Here is an 18,204-nt window from a genome sequence, read left to right on the forward strand (position 1 = left end):
GGGCCCCGGGTCAAGCCCGGGGTGACGAGGTAGAACGGTTTAATACCTCATCTTGCTCCGATCGCCCTTACCGGAAATTATCCGCATAAGCCTGCAGCTTCAGCTTGCGCTCCGGCGCCGCGATCACCGTAAAGGCTAGCCCCTCGCGCTCGGCATAAGCGATCGCCGCCTCGGCCGTGGGGAAGCCAAGCTTGACCTGGTCGCGCGTATCGCCCGATCCGGCCCAGCCGGTCAACGGATCGGGCCGCTTGGCCTCGCCCGGCTCGAATTCCAAAATCCACGCGTCGGTGCGCGCGCGGCCAGACTGGGTGGAGTTTTTGGGGCGCTGGAAGATGCGGGCGGTGGGCATGGGAGAGTCCTTCGAATCCTGCGGCGTCTCTATCGTGGTTGGGCGCGGCGTGCATCCGCATTTTTCGTGCGCATCGTCGGGTTTGCGGTCGCCGGATCGTCGGGCCAGGGATGGCGTGGATAGCGGCCGCGCATTTCGCGCGCCACATCGGCCCAGCTGCCGGCCCAGAAACCGGGCAGGTCGCGCGTCGTCTGGATCGGGCGGCCCGCGGGGGACGTCAGGCTGAGCACCAGCGGCACGCGCCCGCCGCCGATCATCGGGTGGCTGGCCAGGCCGAACAATTGCTGCGGGCGCAGATCGACCCGCGGTCCGCCTTCGGCGTCGTAATCGATCGGGTGACTGCTGCCGGCGGGGCTGTCGAAATGGGTCGGCGCCATGCGGTCGATCGTGCGCAGATCGTCCCAGCCGATCAGATTGCGCAATGCCTCGGTCAGCGCGCCGGGCTCGATTCCGCTCAGCCGGCGCTTGCCATCGAGCAGCGGTACGAGCCATTCGTCGGCCCGCGCCAGCAATGCAGCATCGTCGAGCGCGAGATCGCTGCCGCCATGGTCGGCGGCAAAGGCGGCGCGATGACGCAATGCCAGCGCGGCATCGCTCCACGGCAGCAGGCCGAGGCCGTGGCTGCGCACGCCATCGAGCAAGGCGGCGGCGATCGCCGCGGGATCGGCGGCGCTGTCCGGGCCGCTGGTCAGGCGGATCGCGCCGAGCCGGCGGTCGCGCGTCGCCTGCACGCCGCCGCTGGCGGGATCGAAGCTGACGGTGCGGCGCGTTTCGATGCGATCGCCGAACAGGGTTTCGACCGTTGCCTGGTCGATCGCTGCGGCCGACAGAATGCGCGCGCCCGAGGCCATGCCCTGCGTCTCGGCCACCGCCAGCCAATCGTTCCGCGCCAACGAGGTGGCGGGATCCAGCTTGAACCCGCGCCCGCCAGCGGAGGCCCAGGTTTCGCCGCTGGAGTCGCGACGCCGTGCGATGCGATCCGGGAAGGCCAGCGCGATGCAGATGCCGACATCTTCCCCCCTCCCGCTTGCGGGAGGGGCAGGGGGAGGGCCTGTCCCATTACCCGCCTTGCGCTGGGCCACAGGCCCACCCCCAGCCCCGTGCTGGGTGAACCGCGCCCCGCGCGGTTCAGGCGATGCCGGGGGCATCGCCGACCCAGCACGCGTAGGCGGGAGGGGAGCAAGTTGTGCCCACCTTTTCGCCAATTTCCGCCCACCTTCCGCCCGCGGCCCACGCTCCCCCCGCCAGCGCCGCAATCGCGACTCCAGATCCGCGTCATTCCCGCCTAACCCCCGCTCGCCCAGCAACACGGCAATCTCCGCCGCCGTCTGCGCCAGCCCGATCTCGCCAGCGCGCACCAGCATATGTCCCAGTCTTGGCGGCAACGGCAGCTTGGCGATGGCATGTCCGTGCGGGGTAGGGCGCCCATCCGCATCGATCGCCCCCAGCGCCGCCAGGCGCGCGCGCGCTTCCGCCACCGCCGCCGCAGGGGGCGGATCGAGCCACGCCAGGCTGCGCGGATCGGCCACGCCCCACAGGGCGCAATCCAGCGTCAGCGCGGACAGATCCGCCTCCAGGATTTCCGGCGGATCGAACCGCGGCAGGCCGGCGGTCGCCGCTTCTTCCCACAGCCGATAGGCGCTGCCCGGCCCTTGCCGCGCCGCACGCCCGGCGCGCTGCGTGACCGAGGCTTGCGATGCGCGTTCGGTCACCAGCCGCGTCATCCCCGCCGCGCGATCGTAGCGCGGGCGCCGCGCCAGGCCCGAATCCACTACCACGCGAATGCCGTCGAGCGTCAGGCTGGTCTCGGCGATCGACGTCGCCAGCACGATCTTGCGCCGCCCCTGCGCATCGGGCTGGATCGCCGCGCGCTGCGCTTGGGGATCGAGGCTGCCGTGCAACCGGTGCACGACGATTCCATCGCCCAACCCGTCCAGCCGTTCGGCCGTCCGCTCGATCTCGGCCACGCCGGGCAGGAAGGCGAGCACCCCGCCTTGCTCGTCGCGCAACGCGGTGCGGATCGCGGCCGCCACCGCATCCTCGATCCGCGCTTCGGCCGCGCGCCCGATATGGCGCAACGTCAGCGGATAAGAGCGGCCCTCGCTCTCGATCACCGGTGCCCCAAGATCGTCGGCGCCCATCAGGCCGGAGAAGCGCCCGCCATCGAGCGTGGCGGACATCGCCACCAAGCGCAGGTCGGGGCGCAGCGCGCCTTGCACGTCGAGCGCCAGCGCCAGGCCGCAATCGCTATCCAGGCTGCGTTCGTGCACCTCGTCGAACAGTACGGCGGAAACGCCCGCCAGTTCGGGATCGGCCTGGATGCGATTGACGAAAATGCCCTCGGTAACGACGGTCACGCGCGTCTTGGCCGAGCGCTTGCTGTCCATCCGCGTAGCATAACCGAAGGTCTGGCCGGTCGGCTCGCCGGCCTGGCTCGCCATGCGCTCAGCCGCGGCCCGCGCGGCCAGGCGACGCGGGGAGAGCAGCAGGATCTCGCCGCTGCACCACGGCTCGCTTAGCAGGGCAGGAGCGACGGCAGTGGTCTTGCCGGCACCCGGCGGCGCAACCAGCACGGCATTAGGCTGCGCGCGCAATGCCGCAAGCAGGTCCGGCAGCACGGCAAGGATCGGCAGCGTCGTCATCGCGCGTCTGCTGCCACAACGCTCCAGCGTGTGACAGCGGCTTCTTGGCCTGCGCACCCCGTGTACCCGGCACCACCCGTCACCCCAGCGAACGCTGGGGTCTCCACGGGGCTGGTGCGCCGCCCGCCACTTCGAGATTCCAGCTTTCGCTAGAATGATGCGGGGGATGTCAGCGTCCTAGTATCTCACGCGCCAGCAATGTTAAGCCGCACTGCAGCAACGGAGAATCGCGTGGCCGATCATCATCATCACGGCCACGCCCATGGCCATGCGGCCGGGCATGGCGGCCATCAGGGGCACGGGCACGGGCACGATCACGCCCCGCCGGCCAATTTCAGCCGTGCCTTCGCCATCGGCATCGCGCTCAACCTCGCTTTCGTGATCATCGAGGCGAGCTATGGCTTTGCCGCCAATTCGGTCGCCTTGCTGGCCGATGCCGGGCACAATCTGTCCGACGTGCTGGGCCTGGCGGTGGCTTGGGCTGGCGCGACGCTGGCGGCGCGGCCGCCATCCAAGCGCTTCACCTATGGCCTGCGCGGCTCGTCGATCCTGGCGGCGTTGCTCAACGCGCTGTTGCTGATGGTGGCGTTGGGCGCGATCGTGCTGGAGGCGGTGCAGCGCTTCGGCGAACCCACCGCGGTGCTCGGGCCAACCGTGGCAGTGGTCGCGGGGGTCGGCATCCTGGTCAACGGCGTCACCGCCTGGCTGTTCGCCCGTGGGCGCAAGGGCGACATCAACATCCGCGGCGCCTTTCTGCACATGGCCGCCGACGCGCTGGTCTCGGCCGGGGTGGTGGTGGCCGGGCTGGTCATCTGGCGCACCGGGCTGGGCTGGATCGATCCCGTGGTCAGCCTGGTCATCGCCGCATTGATCTTCTGGCAGACCTGGGGTTTGCTGCGCGAATCGGTCGAAATGTCGTTGGGCGCGGTGCCGCGCGGGATCGAGTTCGATCATGTCGACGAGGCGCTGTGCGGCCTGCCCGGCGTGGTGCGGGTGCACGATCTGCATATCTGGCCGATGAGCACGACCGAGCCGGTGCTCACCGCGCATCTGGTCATGCCCAGCGGCCCGCCGGGCGACGCGTTCCTGAGCGCGGCCCGCGCCATGCTGCATGACACGTTCGGCATCGGCCACGCCACCTTGCAGGTCGAGACCGGGCAAAGCGCGTGCCTGTTGGAGGACGAGGGCACGGTCTGACCGCCCCCCCGCGGCGGCCAGGCGAGCTATTTACCTTTGTGCGCTAGGCTGATCGAACCCGCTGCAAAGGCTGATCGATCGTGGCCATCAAGTCCGCTCCCGCCCGCCCTTCTCCCGCCCGCCGCCGGCGGCCGTGCTATCACGAGGTCCAGCCCGGCGGCACCAGCCGCGGCCATGCCGCGCGCGATCAAAAGATGCGCGGCGAGCCGCGGGATCTCGGCGGCCTAGGCTGGATCGGGCTGGTCATCGTCGCGCTGGTGCTCGCCGATACGCTGGCCTGGCATGGCTATTACGCCAATCGCCTGTGGATCGCGCTCGACGGCCAGGGCACGGCGACCCGCCATTGGGCCGACAATCTCTGGGACTAGCGCTCAGTACGCCCGCGCCACGGCGAATTCGACCGCCTCGACCATCGCGTCCTTGGCCTGGCCATTGGCGAAGCCGCCCAGCGCATCCACCGCGCGCTGCGCATAATGCCGCGCCCGCGCCAGCGTATCGTCGATCGCGCGGGTCGATTTGATCAGCTCGACCGCCCGCACGAAATCGGCCTCGCCGGCGCGATGCCCCTCCATCGCCGCCTTCCAGAACACGCGGTCCTCGGCCGAGCCCCGCGCATAGGCCAGGATCACCGGCAGCGTCGCCTTGCCCTCGCGGAAATCGTCGCCGGCATCCTTGCCCATCGTCCCGGCATCGGAGACGTAGTCGATCGCATCGTCGACCAGCTGGAACGCGATGCCCAGGTTGCGCCCATAGGCATCCAAAGCCGCTTCCTCCGCCTCGGGCCGCTCCGCCACCACCGCGGCGATGCGGCACGCCGCGGCAAACAGCGCCGCCGTCTTCGCCCCGATGATATCGAGATAGCGTTCCTCGCTCGTCTCCACCCGCCGCGCCGCGGTCAGCTGGTTGACCTCGCCCTCGGCGATCACCGCCGAGGCATTGGACAGGATCTTGAGCACCTTGAGGCTGCCATCCTCGACCATCAGCTCGAAGCTGCGGCTGAACAGGAAATCGCCCACCAGCACGCTCGCCGGATTGCCCCAGATCAGATTGGCGGTGCGCTTGCCGCGGCGCAGATCGCTGCCATCGACGACATCGTCGTGCAGCAAGGTCGCGGTGTGGATGAACTCCACCGACGCCGCCAGCCGGTAATGCCGGTTGCCGGTATAGCCCAGCAGCCGCGCGCTCGACAGCGTCAGCATCGGCCGCATGCGCTTGCCGCCGGCGGCGATCAGATGCCCCGCCAGCTCCGGGATCAGCGGAATCTGCGATTGCATGCGGTCCAGGATCACGGCGTTGACCATGTTCATGTCGCCGGTGACCAGCTGCACCATCGGCTCGAGCGAGGGGGGGCGGCCGGGGCGCGCGTCGAGGCGGTGGAGAGTGGCGCTCATGTCCCCGCCATGTGGCGTTGCGGCCGTGTAAAGGCAAGCCTTTCGGGCTTGCGCGGGCGCGATCCGCCCCGCAAAAGGCGCGGCCTGACCGGGAGAATGTGGACGTGAGCGACGAGACCCTGAGCGGCTACCGCCAAAGCATCGACAATATCGATGCGGCGCTCGTCTTTCTGCTCGCCGAGCGCTTCAAGGTGACGCAAGCGGTCGGCCGCTACAAGGCCACCAGCGGCCTCCCCCCGGCCGATCCGGGGCGCGAGGAAGCGCAGATCGCGCGGCTGCGCGGCCTCGCCAAGCAAGCCGATCTCGATCCCGAATTCAGCGAGAAATTCCTCCGCTTCATCATCGACGAAGTGATCCGCCACCACGAGCGGCTCGCCGCCGAAGGCTGAACCTCAGCCGCCCCCGCTGCTCCCCCCACCGCTACTCTCACTACCCCCACCGCCACGACCCGCTCGCATCCCGCGCACCACCGCCGCGCCATGCGCGATCCCGCGCGCGTCGGCCGCCGCGTTCGCCTGCCCGCCCGCATACCGGCGTTCGACCCGGGCGATCCCGCGCTCGAGCCGTGCGTACACCTTGTCCGTATCGGCCGCCCGCCGCCGCGCCCCCGGGGCGTTGCCCGTCTCGCGCACCTGCTTCTGGTGCAGCCACAGCAATTGCACCGCCGCCTCTACGGTCATCCCCAGGATCGCCAGCTCGGGCGGGGACGCGGGCTCGCCTGTGTCGCCTGGGTTGAGCATCATGCAGGCGGTGTCGATCAGCGCGCACTCGATCCGCTCATAGCCGATCGCCAGTGCCTCATCCCACGCCAGCGCGAAGGCCGACCAGCGCGCGCGGTGATTATAGGCGGAGGGCACGCTCAGCCCCACCTCGGCGCACGCCGCCTTCACGTTGCAGCACCCGGCCAAAGCCGCCAGGAACCGCGCCTCGATCCGCGGCGTCCATTGCCTGAGCCGCGCCCGCGCGATCTGCGTGCGCCGCCCATTGCCGCCGCGCACCACCAGCTCCTCGCCCGCCGCCGAGCGCAACCCCGCCGCCGGCCGCATCCCCTCGGGCGCGGCGCGCTGCGCCGTCAGCCGCGCCCGCGCGCTGGCCAGCGCCGCGTCCAGCTCGGCGCGGAACGCGGGGTCGGTCTTGCGGTGCAGCGTCACCCACGACGCCGACACCTTGGCCCGCTCCGCCGCCAGCGTCCGGTTCCCCGTCTCCACCACCGCCGCCATGAACGCGGCGCGGCGGGCGGGGCTGGTCTTTGCGCTCATGTGAGTCGTTCCCTTGGCTGTGAAAGGAACGGATCAGATATGCTGGATTGGGGTCTGTAGGACAGCCCCGGCGCCAAGATTTAGCGCAGCTAAATCGAGACCAGCGCCGAGGCCGGCCGGCGGCGCTACAGCGCCTTCCCACGACGCGGGATTTATTACCGCGTCGGGCTGCCGGATCCTCGCCGCTTAGTGAGTTTGATCCTGCTCTGGTCCAGCGCCTTATTGGCGAACTCGTAGGCCCAGCTATCATCCTTAAAAGGGAACGTCATCGTCAAGCTCGTCACCGAAATTGGCCCGTCTTGGCGGTGCTTCCTTCCGAGGAGCGCTCAACGCCTTCGGCTGAGCGTTAGAATGCAACTGTTTGGTTTCGTCTTCGGCCGCCTTCGCTTCGGCGACCGTCTGCATAATGTTTGTAGTGAGTTTATGAGTGATGTCTACGGATGCCCATACTGTCCCCGGAATGCTAAGGATAAGGTAGCTGAGGCGCGCGACCGCAAGCATGTTGAGACGCCGTTTTTCGAGTTCGGCCTCAAATGCGTCGAGCTTCTTGAGCAGCGCTTCCCGCTTCGCAGCGGTCATGTTGCCCTTCTCTATGCACTGCTTTAGGCCGCTTAAATACGTCCTTAGCTGATCCTTGGTTCTTGGTAAAACCTCCACAGAGTCGCGCTTTGCCCGAAGGCTATTGTCTAGAATTAGTTGCGTGACATAATGGTCTAGGTCGGCCTTGAACTGACGATGATCACCATCACGAAAGTTTTGGTAGTGTGGTACATCCATCGAGTGAAACGGTTCTATCTCGAAGCGCTTTGCGGCTGCCACAACCACATTCATGAAACTGTATCTAAGCTCCTCCGCCTTTTGCCATTCGTACTGATTGTCAGGGTCGAGGGCGCTAACCTTTGTGGATAGGCTCCGCTGTGCGGCGTTAACAAGTTGCATGAATGCTACGCGGTGATCTTCGTCAAGGTCATCCAGCTCGTCTTGGTTCACAAACTCAAGAATGCTCATCGCCGTCGGCACCTCTCTCCATCGTTCATCCTATCCCGCCGTAGCATGGGCAGTGCGATTTTGCGCACTGATGTGATGTGCGCGAGGATATGTTGCTGGCGGCAGGTACTTGGTCGCCTGGGTTGGATATATTCAAGCGGATGCGCGGTGGCGGCAATGTAGGTTGGCGCCGACGTTTGGCCCCTCCTTCCGGCATAATCGGTTAAAGATCAGATCTCTCGAATAGCGGGTGCCCCCTCGTTACTCCCCAGACCGCGACACCAGGACACCGTGACACAATGAGACTGCGATACCGCGATACCGGTAACATGCCTTAAAATTGAATAACCTAAACAGGTTAGCTCAAGTCGTGTGCTCACATAAGCTAACTCATGTATTGAGCTAGCGTAGATACGCCGGCTCCGGGAGCCAGTAAGTCATGTTTAAACCTCACTCAGTGCCAGATATCGATACTTGGTATTCGACTCGACAAATGGCCTATGACATATTCAATAAATCGTGAAGGCCGATTGGCGAGCCGAGGGTCCAAACCCGGCCGGACCATTAAAGCCTCTGGCTAACGCGGGGCCAAGGTGATGTCAGTAGCGAAGGGTCCGGGGTCCAAACCCGGACCCGCTTTTTATAAAGGGGTAGTGGTATGGCGCGAGGCAGAAGTAGGGACATCCTTAAACGTCAAATCGAGATTCGGTCGAAGCTTTGGCCGTCGCTGACCGATGCTATGCTTTGGAGCCGCGACAATGAGGGTTGGGCCGCACTCCCCCGCGTGATGCCCCTAATGATGAGCATTATGGACGACCTTTCCGACAAGGGGTTCCCAATCAGCCGCACTTATCTCGAGATGTGGGCCCGGCTGCGCGATGAGCAGTTCTTGACGCTGAACAGGCCCGAGGAAATGGCATTTCATGCCGGCTTCGAAGGGCAGCGGGCCTTACGGACATGGAAGGATCGCGTGCAGCGACTTGCTAACCTTGGCTTTATCGCTCTTGTGCCGGGCCCCTTGGGGGACCTGTCATATGCTGTGTTTTACAATCCCTATCATATCATCAAGCGTGCTTACCTTGCTGGCAAAGTGCAGGAGCGCAAATGGCAGTCGCTGGTGGTGCGGGCTAACGAAGTTAGCGCGTTTGATCTTGATGACCTAGACGACAAAGGCAATCTGATCCCTGACGAGGATGATGAAGATGAGACGGAAAAGCCCAAGCCTAAACCCAAATCCAAACCCAAGCCCAACGGCTGAAGATGACACTGCAGGATATCCGCGAGAGTGAGGTGATATCGCGCGTTTAGCGGGCCAGCGAACCAAAATAGTTCTTCACGAGGCCGCTGCGGCAAGCGGGTTGCACTGCGTGCAACAACAAGCCGCGTGAGCAGACCGCGGACAATATCGAGGCAAATGCCGGGGCGGTCGCCGACAATCTCGAGGAAACCGCCGACAATGCCGACACCGACGCCGCTGAGGCGCCCAAGCGTCGCTCTGACCGAAGAAGGGGCGCTGGTAGCGATGCCGGTGCCCCTTTTTCGTGGCCTCCACCCCGTCACCCCGGCCCTAACCCGTCACCCCGGCCTTGAGCCGGGGTCCCGCTTCTTACTGCTGCCGAGAATAAGCGGGACCCCGGGTCAAGCCCGGGGTGACGATGGTTAGGGGGGCACCCAACGAAAAAGGGCCCGGCATTGCTGTCGAGCCCTTTCTTGCAACGCTAAGCCGAAGCTCAGTCGCGATCGGTGTTCAGAAACGCCGGTGCGAACTCAGGCTCGGCCTCGGTCTTGCTCTCCGTGCGGGCCGGACGATCGCCGCCATCGCGACGCGGTCCACGGCCGCCATCGCCATCACGACGCGGCCCACGCGGACCACGATCGCCGCCACCGTCCCCACGGCCACCGCCGCCGCCAGCACCACCGTCGCCACGCGGGCCACGGCCACCATCGCCATCACGACGTGGACCACGACCCTCGCCGCCACGGGGGCGGTCGCCGCCTTCGCGCGGCTCACGCGCCGGGCGGGTGTCTTCCAGCTCTTCGCCGGTTTCCTGGTTCACGACACGCATCGACAGGCGCACTTTCCCGCGCGGGTCGATTTCCAGAACCTTGACCTTCACGTCCTGGCCTTCGCTCAGGACATCGCTGACCTTCTCGGTGCGCTCGTTGCGGATTTCCGAAACGTGCACCAGGCCGTCCTTGCCGCCCATGAAGTTCACGAACGCGCCGAAATCGACCAAATTGACGACCTTGCCGTCATAGACCTTGCCGACTTCCGCTTCCTCGACGAGGCCCTTGATCCACTTCACCGCCGCTTCGATCTGCGCCGGATCGGACGAGCTGACCTTGATCACGCCCTCGTCGTCGATATCCACCTTGGCGCCGGTCTGCGCGACGATTTCGCGGATCACCTTGCCGCCGGTGCCGATCACTTCGCGGATCTTCGATTTGTCGATCGAGAAGGTTTCGATGCGCGGTGCGTGCGCCGAAAGCTCTTCACGCGTGTGGTCGAGCGCGCGGGCCATTTCGTTCAGGATGTGCGCGCGGCCTTCCTTGGCCTGCGCCAGCGCCTTGCCCATGATCTCTTCGGTGATGCCGGCGATCTTGATGTCCATCTGCATCGTGGTGATGCCCTCGGACGTGCCGGCGACCTTGAAGTCCATGTCGCCGAGATGATCCTCGTCGCCCAGGATGTCGCTCAGCACCGCGAAGTTCTTGCCTTCGAGGATCAGCCCCATGGCGATGCCCGAGACCGGGCGCTTGAGCGGCACGCCGGCGTCCATCATGCTGAGCGAGCCGCCGCACACGGTGGCCATCGACGAGGAGCCGTTGCTCTCGGTGATGTCGCTGAGCACGCGGATCGTGTACGGAAACTCTTCCTTGCTCGGCAGCACCGGGTGCAGCGCGCGCCAGGCGAGCTTGCCGTGCCCGACTTCGCGACGGCCCGGCGCACCGAAGCGGCCGACTTCACCGACCGAATAGGGCGGGAAGTTATAGTGCAGCATAAAGTTTTCGTAGCTCAGGCCGTTGAGGCCGTCGATCATCTGCTCGGCGTCGCGCGTGCCGAGCGTGGTGGTGCAGATCGCCTGCGTCTCGCCGCGCGTGAACAAAGCCGAACCGTGCGTGCGCGGCAGGAAGTGGACCATCGCTTCGATCGGGCGGATCTCGGTGGTGGTGCGGCCGTCGATGCGCGTGCCATCCTTGAGGATCGCGCCGCGGACGATTTCCGCTTCCAGCTTCTTCATCAGCTTGCCCGCGGCCATCTGGTCCTGCGGGGTAGCATCGGCGAACGCGGTCTTGCCCTTGGCGCGCGCGGCGTTGAGCAGGTCCGAACGCTTGGACTTGTCGGTCACCTTATAGGCCGCCGTGATGTCCTTGCCGATCAGCTTCTTCAGCTTGTCCTTGGCGGCGGTGAGATCGGCCTGCTCGGCCATTTCCCACGGCTCCTTGGCGGCGATTTCGGCCAGGTCGATGATCAAATTGGCCGCTTCGCGGCACGCATCGTGCGCGAACTTGACCGCGCCGAGCATGATCTCTTCCGACAGCTCCTTGGCTTCGGATTCGACCATCATCACGGCATTGCCGGTCGCCGCGACGACCAGGTCGAGCTCGCCTTCCTTGATCTGCTCGATCGTCGGGTTGAGGATATATTCCCCATCGATATACCCCACGCGAGCCGCACCAATCGGCCCCATGAACGGCACACCGGAAATGGTCAGCGCCGCGGACGCGGCAACCATCGCCAACATATCCGGCTCATTCTCGCCGTCATAGCTCAAAACCTGGCATATGACATTGATTTCATTATAAAACCCCTCGGGAAAGAGAGGCCGGATTGGCCGATCGATCAGGCGGCTGGTCAGCGTTTCCTTTTCGGTGGCGCCGCGCTCACGCTTGAAGAAGCCACCGGGGATGCGGCCGGCTGCCGAATATTTTTCCTGATAATGGACGGTGAGCGGGAAGAAATCCTGGCCCTCCTTCACGCTGCGTGCGGCCGTTACGGCGCAGAGGACGACGGTTTCGCCCAAAGTGGCGAGCACGGCGCCATTGGCCTGGCGCGCGACGCGGCCGGTTTCGAGGGTGAGCGTCTTGCCGCCCCATTGGGCGCTTACGGTCTTGGTATCGAACATATGTTTTCCTTCAACGCCACCCGCCAGATGCGGATGGGGCCTATGTGCAGGCTAAGCCAGCCTGCGCGGTGTGGGGCTTTTTCATGCCCCGAGCCAGTTCACCGAATTGTGTTCTGGCGAGATGTTCCCCCGCGAAGGCGGGGGTCCAGACTGGGCCCCCGCCTTCGCGGGGGAACAAGGTAGATAGCGAAACGGCCCCCTTTCGGGAGCCGTTCGTCTTATTTGCGAAGGCCAAGCTTCGCGATGAGATCGAGGTAGCGCTGGCCTTCCGTCTTGCGGAGATAGTCCAGCAGCGAGCGACGCTTGTTGACCATCATCAGCAGCCCGCGGCGCGAATGATTGTCCTTCTTGTGCGTCTTGAAATGCTCGGTCAGATTGCGGATGCGCTCGGTGAGGATCGCGACCTGGACTTCGGTGGAACCGGTATCGCCTTCGGCGCGGCCGTGATCCTTGACCAGTGCGTCCTTGCGCTCTGCAGTAATCGTCATAGTCTTCGGTCCTTCGACATCTGGTTACAGATTGAAGCCACGAACGACGCGCACCTCGCGGTCCTGAACCTCCACCAGCGCCACCGGACTCTCGTCGGCACACGCAAAATATTGGCCATCGTCTGCGGCAATCCCGATCAACACCCGCCCCTGTCGGAGCAGCCCTGCCTGATCGGGGGTAAGAGGAAGGGCCGGGATGTCGTCCAGCGCCGCCCTCAAGGGCAGGAGTTTGTCTTCTAGCGCGCGGGCCTTACCGCTTTCGGCCAGATTGTCCAGCGATATCGCCGATTGGAGGGTGAACGGGCCGGCCTTGATGCGGCGCAACATGGTGACATGGCCGACCGTGCCGAGCGCGATGGCGACGTCGCGCGCGAGGCTGCGAATATAGGTGCCCTTGGAGACATGCGCGGTGAGGGTGATCTCCTGCAACTCCTCCCCGGAACGGGGAGGGGGACCATCCGCTTCTTCAGCGGATGGTGGAGGGGGCAGGCCGGCAGCGTTCCGTTCGTGGAGGTCCCCCTCCACCACTCGGCTGAAGGAGCCGAGTGGTCCCCCTCCCCGTGCCGGGGAGGAGTAAAGAGCGTGAATCGTCACCGATCGGCTCGCCAACACCACCTCCTCGCCCGCGCGCGCCAGATCGTAGGCCCGCTGCCCATCGACCTTCAGCGCCGAATAGGCCGGCGGCACCTGCGCGATCGGCCCGGTAAAGCGCGGCAGCACCGCCTCGATGTCCAACAGGGTCGGGCGATGCGCGCTTGCGGCAACTTCGACACCTTCCAGGTCCAGCGTATCCGTCTGCACCCCGAAGCCAATGGTGAAGTCATACACCTTGTCGCTATCCAGCATCCGCCCGGCGAGCTTGGTCGCCTCGCCGATCGCGATCGGCAGCACGCCCGTCGCCAGCGGATCGAGCGTCCCGCCATGGCCGACCTTGAACTTGCCGTAACCGCCGTCGCGGAGCGCGCGCTTCACTGCCGACACGCCCTGCGTCGAGCCAAGCCCCAACGGCTTGTCGAGAATGATCCAGCCGTGCATCGGTTACGCTCCGGCGCCGGCCGCGAGCGCTTCGTTGAAGTGCCGCCGGCACAAGGCGACATACAGATCGTTGCCGCCGATCTCGGTCTGCCGCCCCTCGGCGACGGGCATGCCCGAGGCGTCGACGCGTAGGTTCATCGTCGCCTTGCGCCCACACATGCACACCGATTTTATCTCGCTCAGCGAATCCGCAATGGCCAGCAGCCGCGCCGAGCCCTCGAACAACCGCCCCTGAAAATCGGTGCGCAGGCCGTAGGCGAGCACCGGGATGCCATGCACGTCGGCTAGGGTGGCGAGTTGGTCGACTTGGCTGCTGGTCAGGAATTGCGCCTCATCGACCAGCACGCAGGCGGGCGGCGCCTCACCCTCACGGTGCACGACAGCGACCAGATCGGTATCCCGTTCGAACGCGATCGCGTTTTCCTGCAGGCCGATGCGCGAGGTGATCGTGCCAGCGTCGAAGCGATCATCGACCGCCGCGGTGAACAGCACGGTGCGCATGCCGCGCTCGCGATAGTTGAAATCGGCCTGCAGCAGGTTGGTCGATTTGCCCGCATTCATGCTGGCATAGTAGAAATAGAGCTTGGCCATCAGCCCTGCGCGTCGTCCGCGTCGTCGACCGGATTGAGGTCGCGCGCCACTTTCGGGTCTTTCAGCAGCTTCTCGATATGGCTGCCCTCGTCGAAGCTTTCGTCGATCAAGAATTTCAGCTTGGCGGCATATTTCATGCTGATGCGGTTGGCGCATTCGCGCTGCAGATAGGCGGTGTTGGTGCGCAACGCCTTCAGCACCGCTTCCTCGTCCTTGCCGAGCAACGGCTTCACGAACACGGTCGCGTGGCGCAGGTCGGGTGACATGCGCACCTCGGTGACGGTGACCATATGCTTGGCCAGCGTCTCGTCATGCACGTCGCCGCGGGCGAGAATGTCGCTCAGCGTGTGGCGCATCTGTTCGCCGACGCGAAGCAGGCGGACGATGCGGGATTCTGGGGTATCGGTGGGACGCATTCTTACTTCCTTACACCTCTCCCGGCGGGAGAGGGAGGGGCCCATCGCGCCAGCGATGGGAGGGTGAGGGCGACGTCTGCCGTCACCCTCACCCCTCGCCGTTTTGCGGCTCGACCCTCTCCCACAGGGAGAGGGTTAGGCACTTACAGCGTGCGTTCGCGCAGTTCGACTTCGAACGTTTCGAGGAAGTCGCCCGGCTTGATGTCCACGAAGTTCGACGTGAAGGTCACGCCGCACTCCAGGCCAGCCCGAACTTCCGCAACATCGTCCTTGAAGCGGCGCAGCGAAGCGATCTCGCCCTGGTAGATGATGACATCCGCCCGGGTGATACGCGCCTTGAGGGCCTTGCGGATGATGCCCTCGGTAACCAGCAGACCGGCCGCCTTGCCGTGCTTGCCGGCCGAGAAGACGTCGCGGATTTCGGCGCGACCAACGACCGTTTCGAATGCCTCGGGGCCAAGCTCGCCGGCCATGCCGGCGCGGATTTCGTCGGTCAGCGTGTAGATCACGTCGTAATATTTGAACGCGACCTTCTGCCGTTCGGCGATCTCGCGTGCCTTGGCGTTGGGACGGACGTTGAAGCCGATGATCGGCGCGCCGCTGGCGCCGGCCAGCGTCACATCGCTCTCGGTGATCCCGCCGACGCCCGAATGCAGCACGCGGGCCTTGATCAGATCGGTCGAGATCTTGTTGATCGCATTGACGATCGCCTCGACCGAGCCTTGCGTATCGGCCTTGACCACCAAAGGATATTCGATCGCCTGCTTTTCCTTGAGCGCACTGAACATGCTCTCGAGGCTCGCCGGACCGGTCGAGGTGCGCTTGCTGGTCATCACGCCCTGGCGATATTCCGCCACTTCGCGGGCCCGTGCCTCGCTTTCGACCACCGACAGCGGATCGCCCGCACGCGGGACACCCGACAGGCCGAGCACTTCGACCGGCATGGACGGACCGGCTTCCTTGATCTGCTGGCCCTTGTCGTTGGTCATGGCGCGGACCTTGCCGCTCTCGCCGCCGACGACGAAGATGTCGCCGACCTTGAGCGTGCCGCGGTTGACCAGGATCGTGGCGACGGGACCACGACCCTTGTCGAGCTTGGCCTCGATCACGGTGCCTTCGGCGGCGCGATCGGGATTGGCCTTCAGCTCGAGCAGTTCGGCCTGGAGCTGGATCTTCTCAATCAGCTCGTCGAGCCCGGTCTTCTGCAGCGCGGAGACTTCCACGTCCTGCACGTCACCCGACATCTCCTCGACGATCACCTCGTACTGCAGCAGTTCCTCGCGGACCTTCTGCGGATTGGCGCCGTGCTTGTCGACCTTGTTGATCGCCACGATCATCGGCACGCCAGCGGCCTTGGTATGGTTGATCGCTTCGATCGTCTGCGGCTTGATGCTGTCGTCCGCGGCCACGACCAACACCACGATATCCGTCACATTGGCGCCACGCTGGCGCATTTCGGTGAACGCTTCGTGGCCGGGGGTGTCGAGGAAAGTGATCTTCGACTTGTCCTTCAACGTGACCTGATAGGCGCCAATATGCTGCGTGATGCCGCCGGCTTCGCCGCGCACCACATCGGTGCCGCGCAGTGCGTCGAGCAGCGAGGTCTTGCCGTGATCGACATGGCCCATGATCGTGACGACCGGCGGACGCGGGATCGCATTCTCATCCGCCTCGACATCGCCCTCGATCGCCAGATCGACGTCCGAATCGCTGACGCGGACAATATTGTGGCCGAACTCAGTGACCAGCAATTCGGCCGTGTCCTGGTCGATCGTCTCCGTCAGCGTGACGGGCATGCCCAGCTTGAAGAGCGTCTTAACGAGGTCCGCGCCCTTTTCGGCCATGCGGATGGCGAGTTCCTGGACGGTGATCGCTTCCGGTACGGCGACGTCGCGAATCTGCTTGGCCTGCACTTCGCGCGGGCCGCCCATGCGACGGTTTTCCTTCTCGCGCGCCCGCTTCAGCGCGGCCAGCGAGCGGGCGCGAGCGCCATCGCCATCGTTGAGCGCACGGTTGACGGTAAGCTTGCCACCGCGACGTTCGTCGCCGGTGCGGCCACGCGTCGGCTGCGGACGCTGCAGCGTCTCGCCAGCGCGCTTGATCGGGCTGCCAGGGCTGGCCGTCGCCGAGGGTGCATTGGAGTTGGTCGGCTGCGCGGCCGGTTCTGGCGCGGCGACGGGCGCTGGCGCAGGCTTGGGCCGCTCGGGACGGGCGACGGGCGTGAAGCGACGCGGCGCCGGCATGCTTGGATCGAGGCCGAACACGGTCGGCGCCGGCGGTGCTGGCGGGGCGACTGGGGCAGGGGCGGGCGCGGCCGGCGCAGGCGTTGCCACAGGCTTGGCAACGACCGGTGCGGCCGCAGCAGGCGATGGGGCAGCAGGCGTCGGGATGACGACCGGGGCTTCCGGGGCGGGTGCGGCTGGCACGGGCGCAGGTGCTTCGGCTTGCTTGGGCTGCGGCGCAGGTTCCGGCGCAGCGGGCGAATCGGCGGCGTCACCGGCGCGGCGCGCTTCCTCGGCGCGGCGGCGCGCTTCTTCGGCGGCTTCGAGACGCTCGCGCTCTTCGCGACGACGCGTTTCTTCCTGCGCGTTCATGCGCGCTTCGTCGGCTTCGCGCAGCAGCTTGGTCTGCAGTTCCTGACGCGACAGCAAGGAATTGGCAGGCGAGACCGGGGCAGGGGCCGGGCGCGGCGGGGCAGCAGGAGCCGGCGCCGCAACCGGTGCCGGTGCGGCTTGCTCGACGACCGGCGCTTCGGGCGCAGCGCCAGGTGCCAGGATGCGACGCCGCTTCACTTCCACCACCACGGTGTTGGAGCGGCCATGGCTGAAGCTCTGCTTCACCTGGCCGGTCTCGACCGTGCGCTTCACCCCAAGCGGTGCGCGCATGCCAAGTTTCGGCTTCTCGTTGTCGGTATCGCTCACTCGAATTCCTCGTAACTATCGTCGGCCGTCAGTGTATCACGGTCACCAGCGTCTTCGGGGGACGCCGATGCGCCTTGCGAGGCCGTTTCGCAAGGCGGGAGGATTGGGTCAGGGCCGATGAAATGCAGCCAGCGGTCGAGCGTTTCACGCACCCGCCTAGCCGCATCGGGATCAGTCAGGCCGATATGTACCACATTCTGCCTGCCCAGTGCCACGGCCAATATGGTGCGGGGCACCGGCAGAACCAACCCCCTGCGATCGCTGCCTTCTTCGTCATTGCCGACGCGCCAGGCCTGATCGAGCTTGCGGTTGCCATCGGCGCCGGCATCACAGGCATGAAGCAGCAAGTGCAGCTTGCCGGAACGCGCGGCGGTTTCGATCTTCTCGGCGCCGCTGAACAGCCCGCCGGAGCGCGATTCGAGCCCCAGCCGGTCGAGCGCAGCGCGTTCGAGCGCGGTTTCAAGCTTGTCGGCGAGGTCGTCGGGAATGCCGATCGGGCCGGTCTTAAACGCGCGGGCCAGCGCGCCTTTGAGCTTGCCCTTCTTGATCGCGATCTCAAGCTCCGCCCTGGTCACGCCGATCCAGGCGCCGCGGCCGGGGGCCTTGGCGCGGACATCGGGGAACACGTCGCCGTCGGGACTGAGCGCGAGACGCACCAACGCGGCGCGCGGCGCGCGATCGCCGAGCAGGATGCAGCGGCGCACCGGCTCCTTCGATTCGCGCGAACTGGCACGCGTGTCGGGACGGGATTCGGCTACGGTCATGCGCGGCGCTCCCACACCATACTCGTCACCCCGGGCT

16 protein-coding genes are annotated in these 18,204 nt (G+C 65.8%); 4 read left to right on the forward strand and 12 right to left on the reverse strand.

Features of this window, described 5'->3' with window-relative positions:
- Positions 1-67 precede the first annotated feature (67 nt).
- Together U1739_RS10635 and hrpB are read right to left on the reverse strand one after the other, a co-directional pair.
- Positions 68-349: an ETC complex I subunit gene (locus tag U1739_RS10635; protein WP_332707733.1), complete on the reverse strand. Its 282-nt coding sequence runs from the start codon at positions 347-349 to the stop codon at positions 68-70.
- Positions 350-378: 29 nt separating this feature from the next.
- Positions 379-2,991 (reverse strand): ATP-dependent helicase HrpB, encoded by a 2,613-nt coding sequence (hrpB, locus tag U1739_RS10640; protein ID WP_332707735.1) that lies wholly within the window; start codon positions 2,989-2,991, stop codon positions 379-381.
- Between the two features lie 198 nt (positions 2,992-3,189).
- Between hrpB and U1739_RS10645 the strand changes: the two genes are divergently transcribed.
- Positions 3,190-4,188 (forward strand): cation diffusion facilitator family transporter, encoded by a 999-nt coding sequence (locus U1739_RS10645; protein ID WP_443025537.1) that lies wholly within the window; start codon positions 3,190-3,192, stop codon positions 4,186-4,188.
- An 80-nt stretch (positions 4,189-4,268) separates the two neighbouring features.
- A complete protein-coding gene (locus U1739_RS10650) occupies positions 4,269-4,556 on the forward strand; it encodes a hypothetical protein (protein WP_332707741.1) in 288 nt (95 codons plus the stop codon).
- 3 nt (positions 4,557-4,559) lie between these two features.
- On the opposite strand, the gene U1739_RS10655 is transcribed toward U1739_RS10650, so the two are convergent.
- Complete coding sequence (locus U1739_RS10655) at positions 4,560-5,579, reverse strand: polyprenyl synthetase family protein (protein WP_332707744.1); 1,020 nt, start codon at positions 5,577-5,579, stop codon at positions 4,560-4,562.
- 104 nt (positions 5,580-5,683) lie between these two features.
- Between U1739_RS10655 and U1739_RS10660 the strand changes: the two genes are divergently transcribed.
- Positions 5,684-5,968: a chorismate mutase gene (locus U1739_RS10660; protein WP_261293244.1), complete on the forward strand. Its 285-nt coding sequence runs from the start codon at positions 5,684-5,686 to the stop codon at positions 5,966-5,968.
- A 3-nt stretch (positions 5,969-5,971) separates the two neighbouring features.
- On the opposite strand, the gene U1739_RS10665 is transcribed toward U1739_RS10660, so the two are convergent.
- Together U1739_RS10665 and U1739_RS10670 are read right to left on the reverse strand one after the other, a co-directional pair.
- Positions 5,972-6,838, reverse strand: coding sequence for a hypothetical protein (locus U1739_RS10665; RefSeq protein WP_332707747.1), 867 nt, complete (start codon positions 6,836-6,838; stop codon positions 5,972-5,974).
- A 252-nt stretch (positions 6,839-7,090) separates the two neighbouring features.
- Positions 7,091-7,846, reverse strand: a complete 756-nt coding sequence (locus U1739_RS10670) for a hypothetical protein (protein ID WP_332707750.1) — start codon at positions 7,844-7,846, stop codon at positions 7,091-7,093.
- A gap of 787 nt (positions 7,847-8,633) precedes the next feature.
- Between U1739_RS10670 and U1739_RS10675 the strand changes: the two genes are divergently transcribed.
- A complete protein-coding gene (locus U1739_RS10675; protein ID WP_332707757.1) occupies positions 8,634-9,083 on the forward strand; it encodes a hypothetical protein in 450 nt (149 codons plus the stop codon).
- A 472-nt stretch (positions 9,084-9,555) separates the two neighbouring features.
- On the opposite strand, the gene pnp is transcribed toward U1739_RS10675, so the two are convergent.
- The 7 genes from pnp to U1739_RS10710 all read right to left on the reverse strand — a co-directional run bounded on the left by pnp (position 9,556) and on the right by U1739_RS10710 (position 18,167).
- Positions 9,556-11,952: a polyribonucleotide nucleotidyltransferase gene (gene pnp, locus U1739_RS10680; RefSeq protein ID WP_332707760.1), complete on the reverse strand. Its 2,397-nt coding sequence runs from the start codon at positions 11,950-11,952 to the stop codon at positions 9,556-9,558.
- Positions 11,953-12,170: 218 nt separating this feature from the next.
- Entirely contained in the window at positions 12,171-12,440 is a 270-nt protein-coding gene (rpsO, locus tag U1739_RS10685; RefSeq protein WP_261293249.1) for a 30S ribosomal protein S15, read from the reverse strand.
- Positions 12,441-12,464: 24 nt separating this feature from the next.
- Positions 12,465-13,475 carry a tRNA pseudouridine(55) synthase TruB gene (truB, locus tag U1739_RS10690; RefSeq protein WP_332707763.1) on the reverse strand — a complete coding sequence of 337 codons (1,011 nt, stop codon included), beginning with the start codon at positions 13,473-13,475 and terminating at the stop codon, positions 12,465-12,467.
- Positions 13,476-13,478: 3 nt separating this feature from the next.
- Positions 13,479-14,066 carry a thymidine kinase gene (locus U1739_RS10695; RefSeq protein WP_332707766.1) on the reverse strand — a complete coding sequence of 196 codons (588 nt, stop codon included), beginning with the start codon at positions 14,064-14,066 and terminating at the stop codon, positions 13,479-13,481.
- Positions 14,066-14,482 (reverse strand): 30S ribosome-binding factor RbfA, encoded by a 417-nt coding sequence (gene rbfA / locus U1739_RS10700; protein WP_332707769.1) that lies wholly within the window; start codon positions 14,480-14,482, stop codon positions 14,066-14,068. The genes U1739_RS10695 and rbfA overlap by 1 nt, the downstream gene beginning before the upstream one ends.
- A 143-nt stretch (positions 14,483-14,625) precedes the next feature.
- On the reverse strand, positions 14,626-17,403 hold the full coding sequence (gene infB / locus U1739_RS10705) for a translation initiation factor IF-2 (RefSeq protein WP_332707772.1): 2,778 nt from the start codon (positions 17,401-17,403) through the stop codon (positions 14,626-14,628).
- Positions 17,400-18,167, reverse strand: a complete 768-nt coding sequence (locus U1739_RS10710; protein WP_332707777.1) for a DUF448 domain-containing protein — start codon at positions 18,165-18,167, stop codon at positions 17,400-17,402. Before U1739_RS10710 ends, infB begins: the two co-directional genes overlap by 4 nt.
- Between the last annotated feature and the right edge of the window lie 37 nt (positions 18,168-18,204).

Source organism: Parasphingomonas puruogangriensis (genome assembly GCF_036663635.1).
Taxonomy (GTDB): Bacteria; Pseudomonadota; Alphaproteobacteria; order Sphingomonadales; family Sphingomonadaceae; genus Sphingomonas.

What these genes read in the sequence shown, in the direction of transcription:
- truB (WP_332707763.1), bottom strand. Translation starts at nt 13,475, where the DNA reads ATGCACGGCTGGATCATTCTCGACAAGCCGTTGGGGCTTGGCTCGACG.
- U1739_RS10695 (WP_332707766.1), bottom strand. Translation starts at nt 14,066, where the DNA reads ATGGCCAAGCTCTATTTCTACTATGCCAGCATGAATGCGGGCAAATCG.
- U1739_RS10645 (WP_443025537.1), top strand. Translation starts at nt 3,190, where the DNA reads ATGTTAAGCCGCACTGCAGCAACGGAGAATCGCGTGGCCGATCATCAT.
- U1739_RS10710 (WP_332707777.1), bottom strand. Translation starts at nt 18,167, where the DNA reads ATGACCGTAGCCGAATCCCGTCCCGACACGCGTGCCAGTTCGCGCGAA.
- U1739_RS10655 (WP_332707744.1), bottom strand. Translation starts at nt 5,579, where the DNA reads ATGAGCGCCACTCTCCACCGCCTCGACGCGCGCCCCGGCCGCCCCCCC.
- U1739_RS10665 (WP_332707747.1), bottom strand. Translation starts at nt 6,838, where the DNA reads ATGAGCGCAAAGACCAGCCCCGCCCGCCGCGCCGCGTTCATGGCGGCG.
- hrpB (WP_332707735.1), bottom strand. Translation starts at nt 2,991, where the DNA reads ATGACGACGCTGCCGATCCTTGCCGTGCTGCCGGACCTGCTTGCGGCA.
- rpsO (WP_261293249.1), bottom strand. Translation starts at nt 12,440, where the DNA reads ATGACGATTACTGCAGAGCGCAAGGACGCACTGGTCAAGGATCACGGC.
- pnp (WP_332707760.1), bottom strand. Translation starts at nt 11,952, where the DNA reads ATGTTCGATACCAAGACCGTAAGCGCCCAATGGGGCGGCAAGACGCTC.
- U1739_RS10635 (WP_332707733.1), bottom strand. Translation starts at nt 349, where the DNA reads ATGCCCACCGCCCGCATCTTCCAGCGCCCCAAAAACTCCACCCAGTCT.
- U1739_RS10675 (WP_332707757.1), top strand. Translation starts at nt 8,634, where the DNA reads ATGGACGACCTTTCCGACAAGGGGTTCCCAATCAGCCGCACTTATCTC.
- U1739_RS10670 (WP_332707750.1), bottom strand. Translation starts at nt 7,846, where the DNA reads ATGAGCATTCTTGAGTTTGTGAACCAAGACGAGCTGGATGACCTTGAC.
- rbfA (WP_332707769.1), bottom strand. Translation starts at nt 14,482, where the DNA reads ATGCGTCCCACCGATACCCCAGAATCCCGCATCGTCCGCCTGCTTCGC.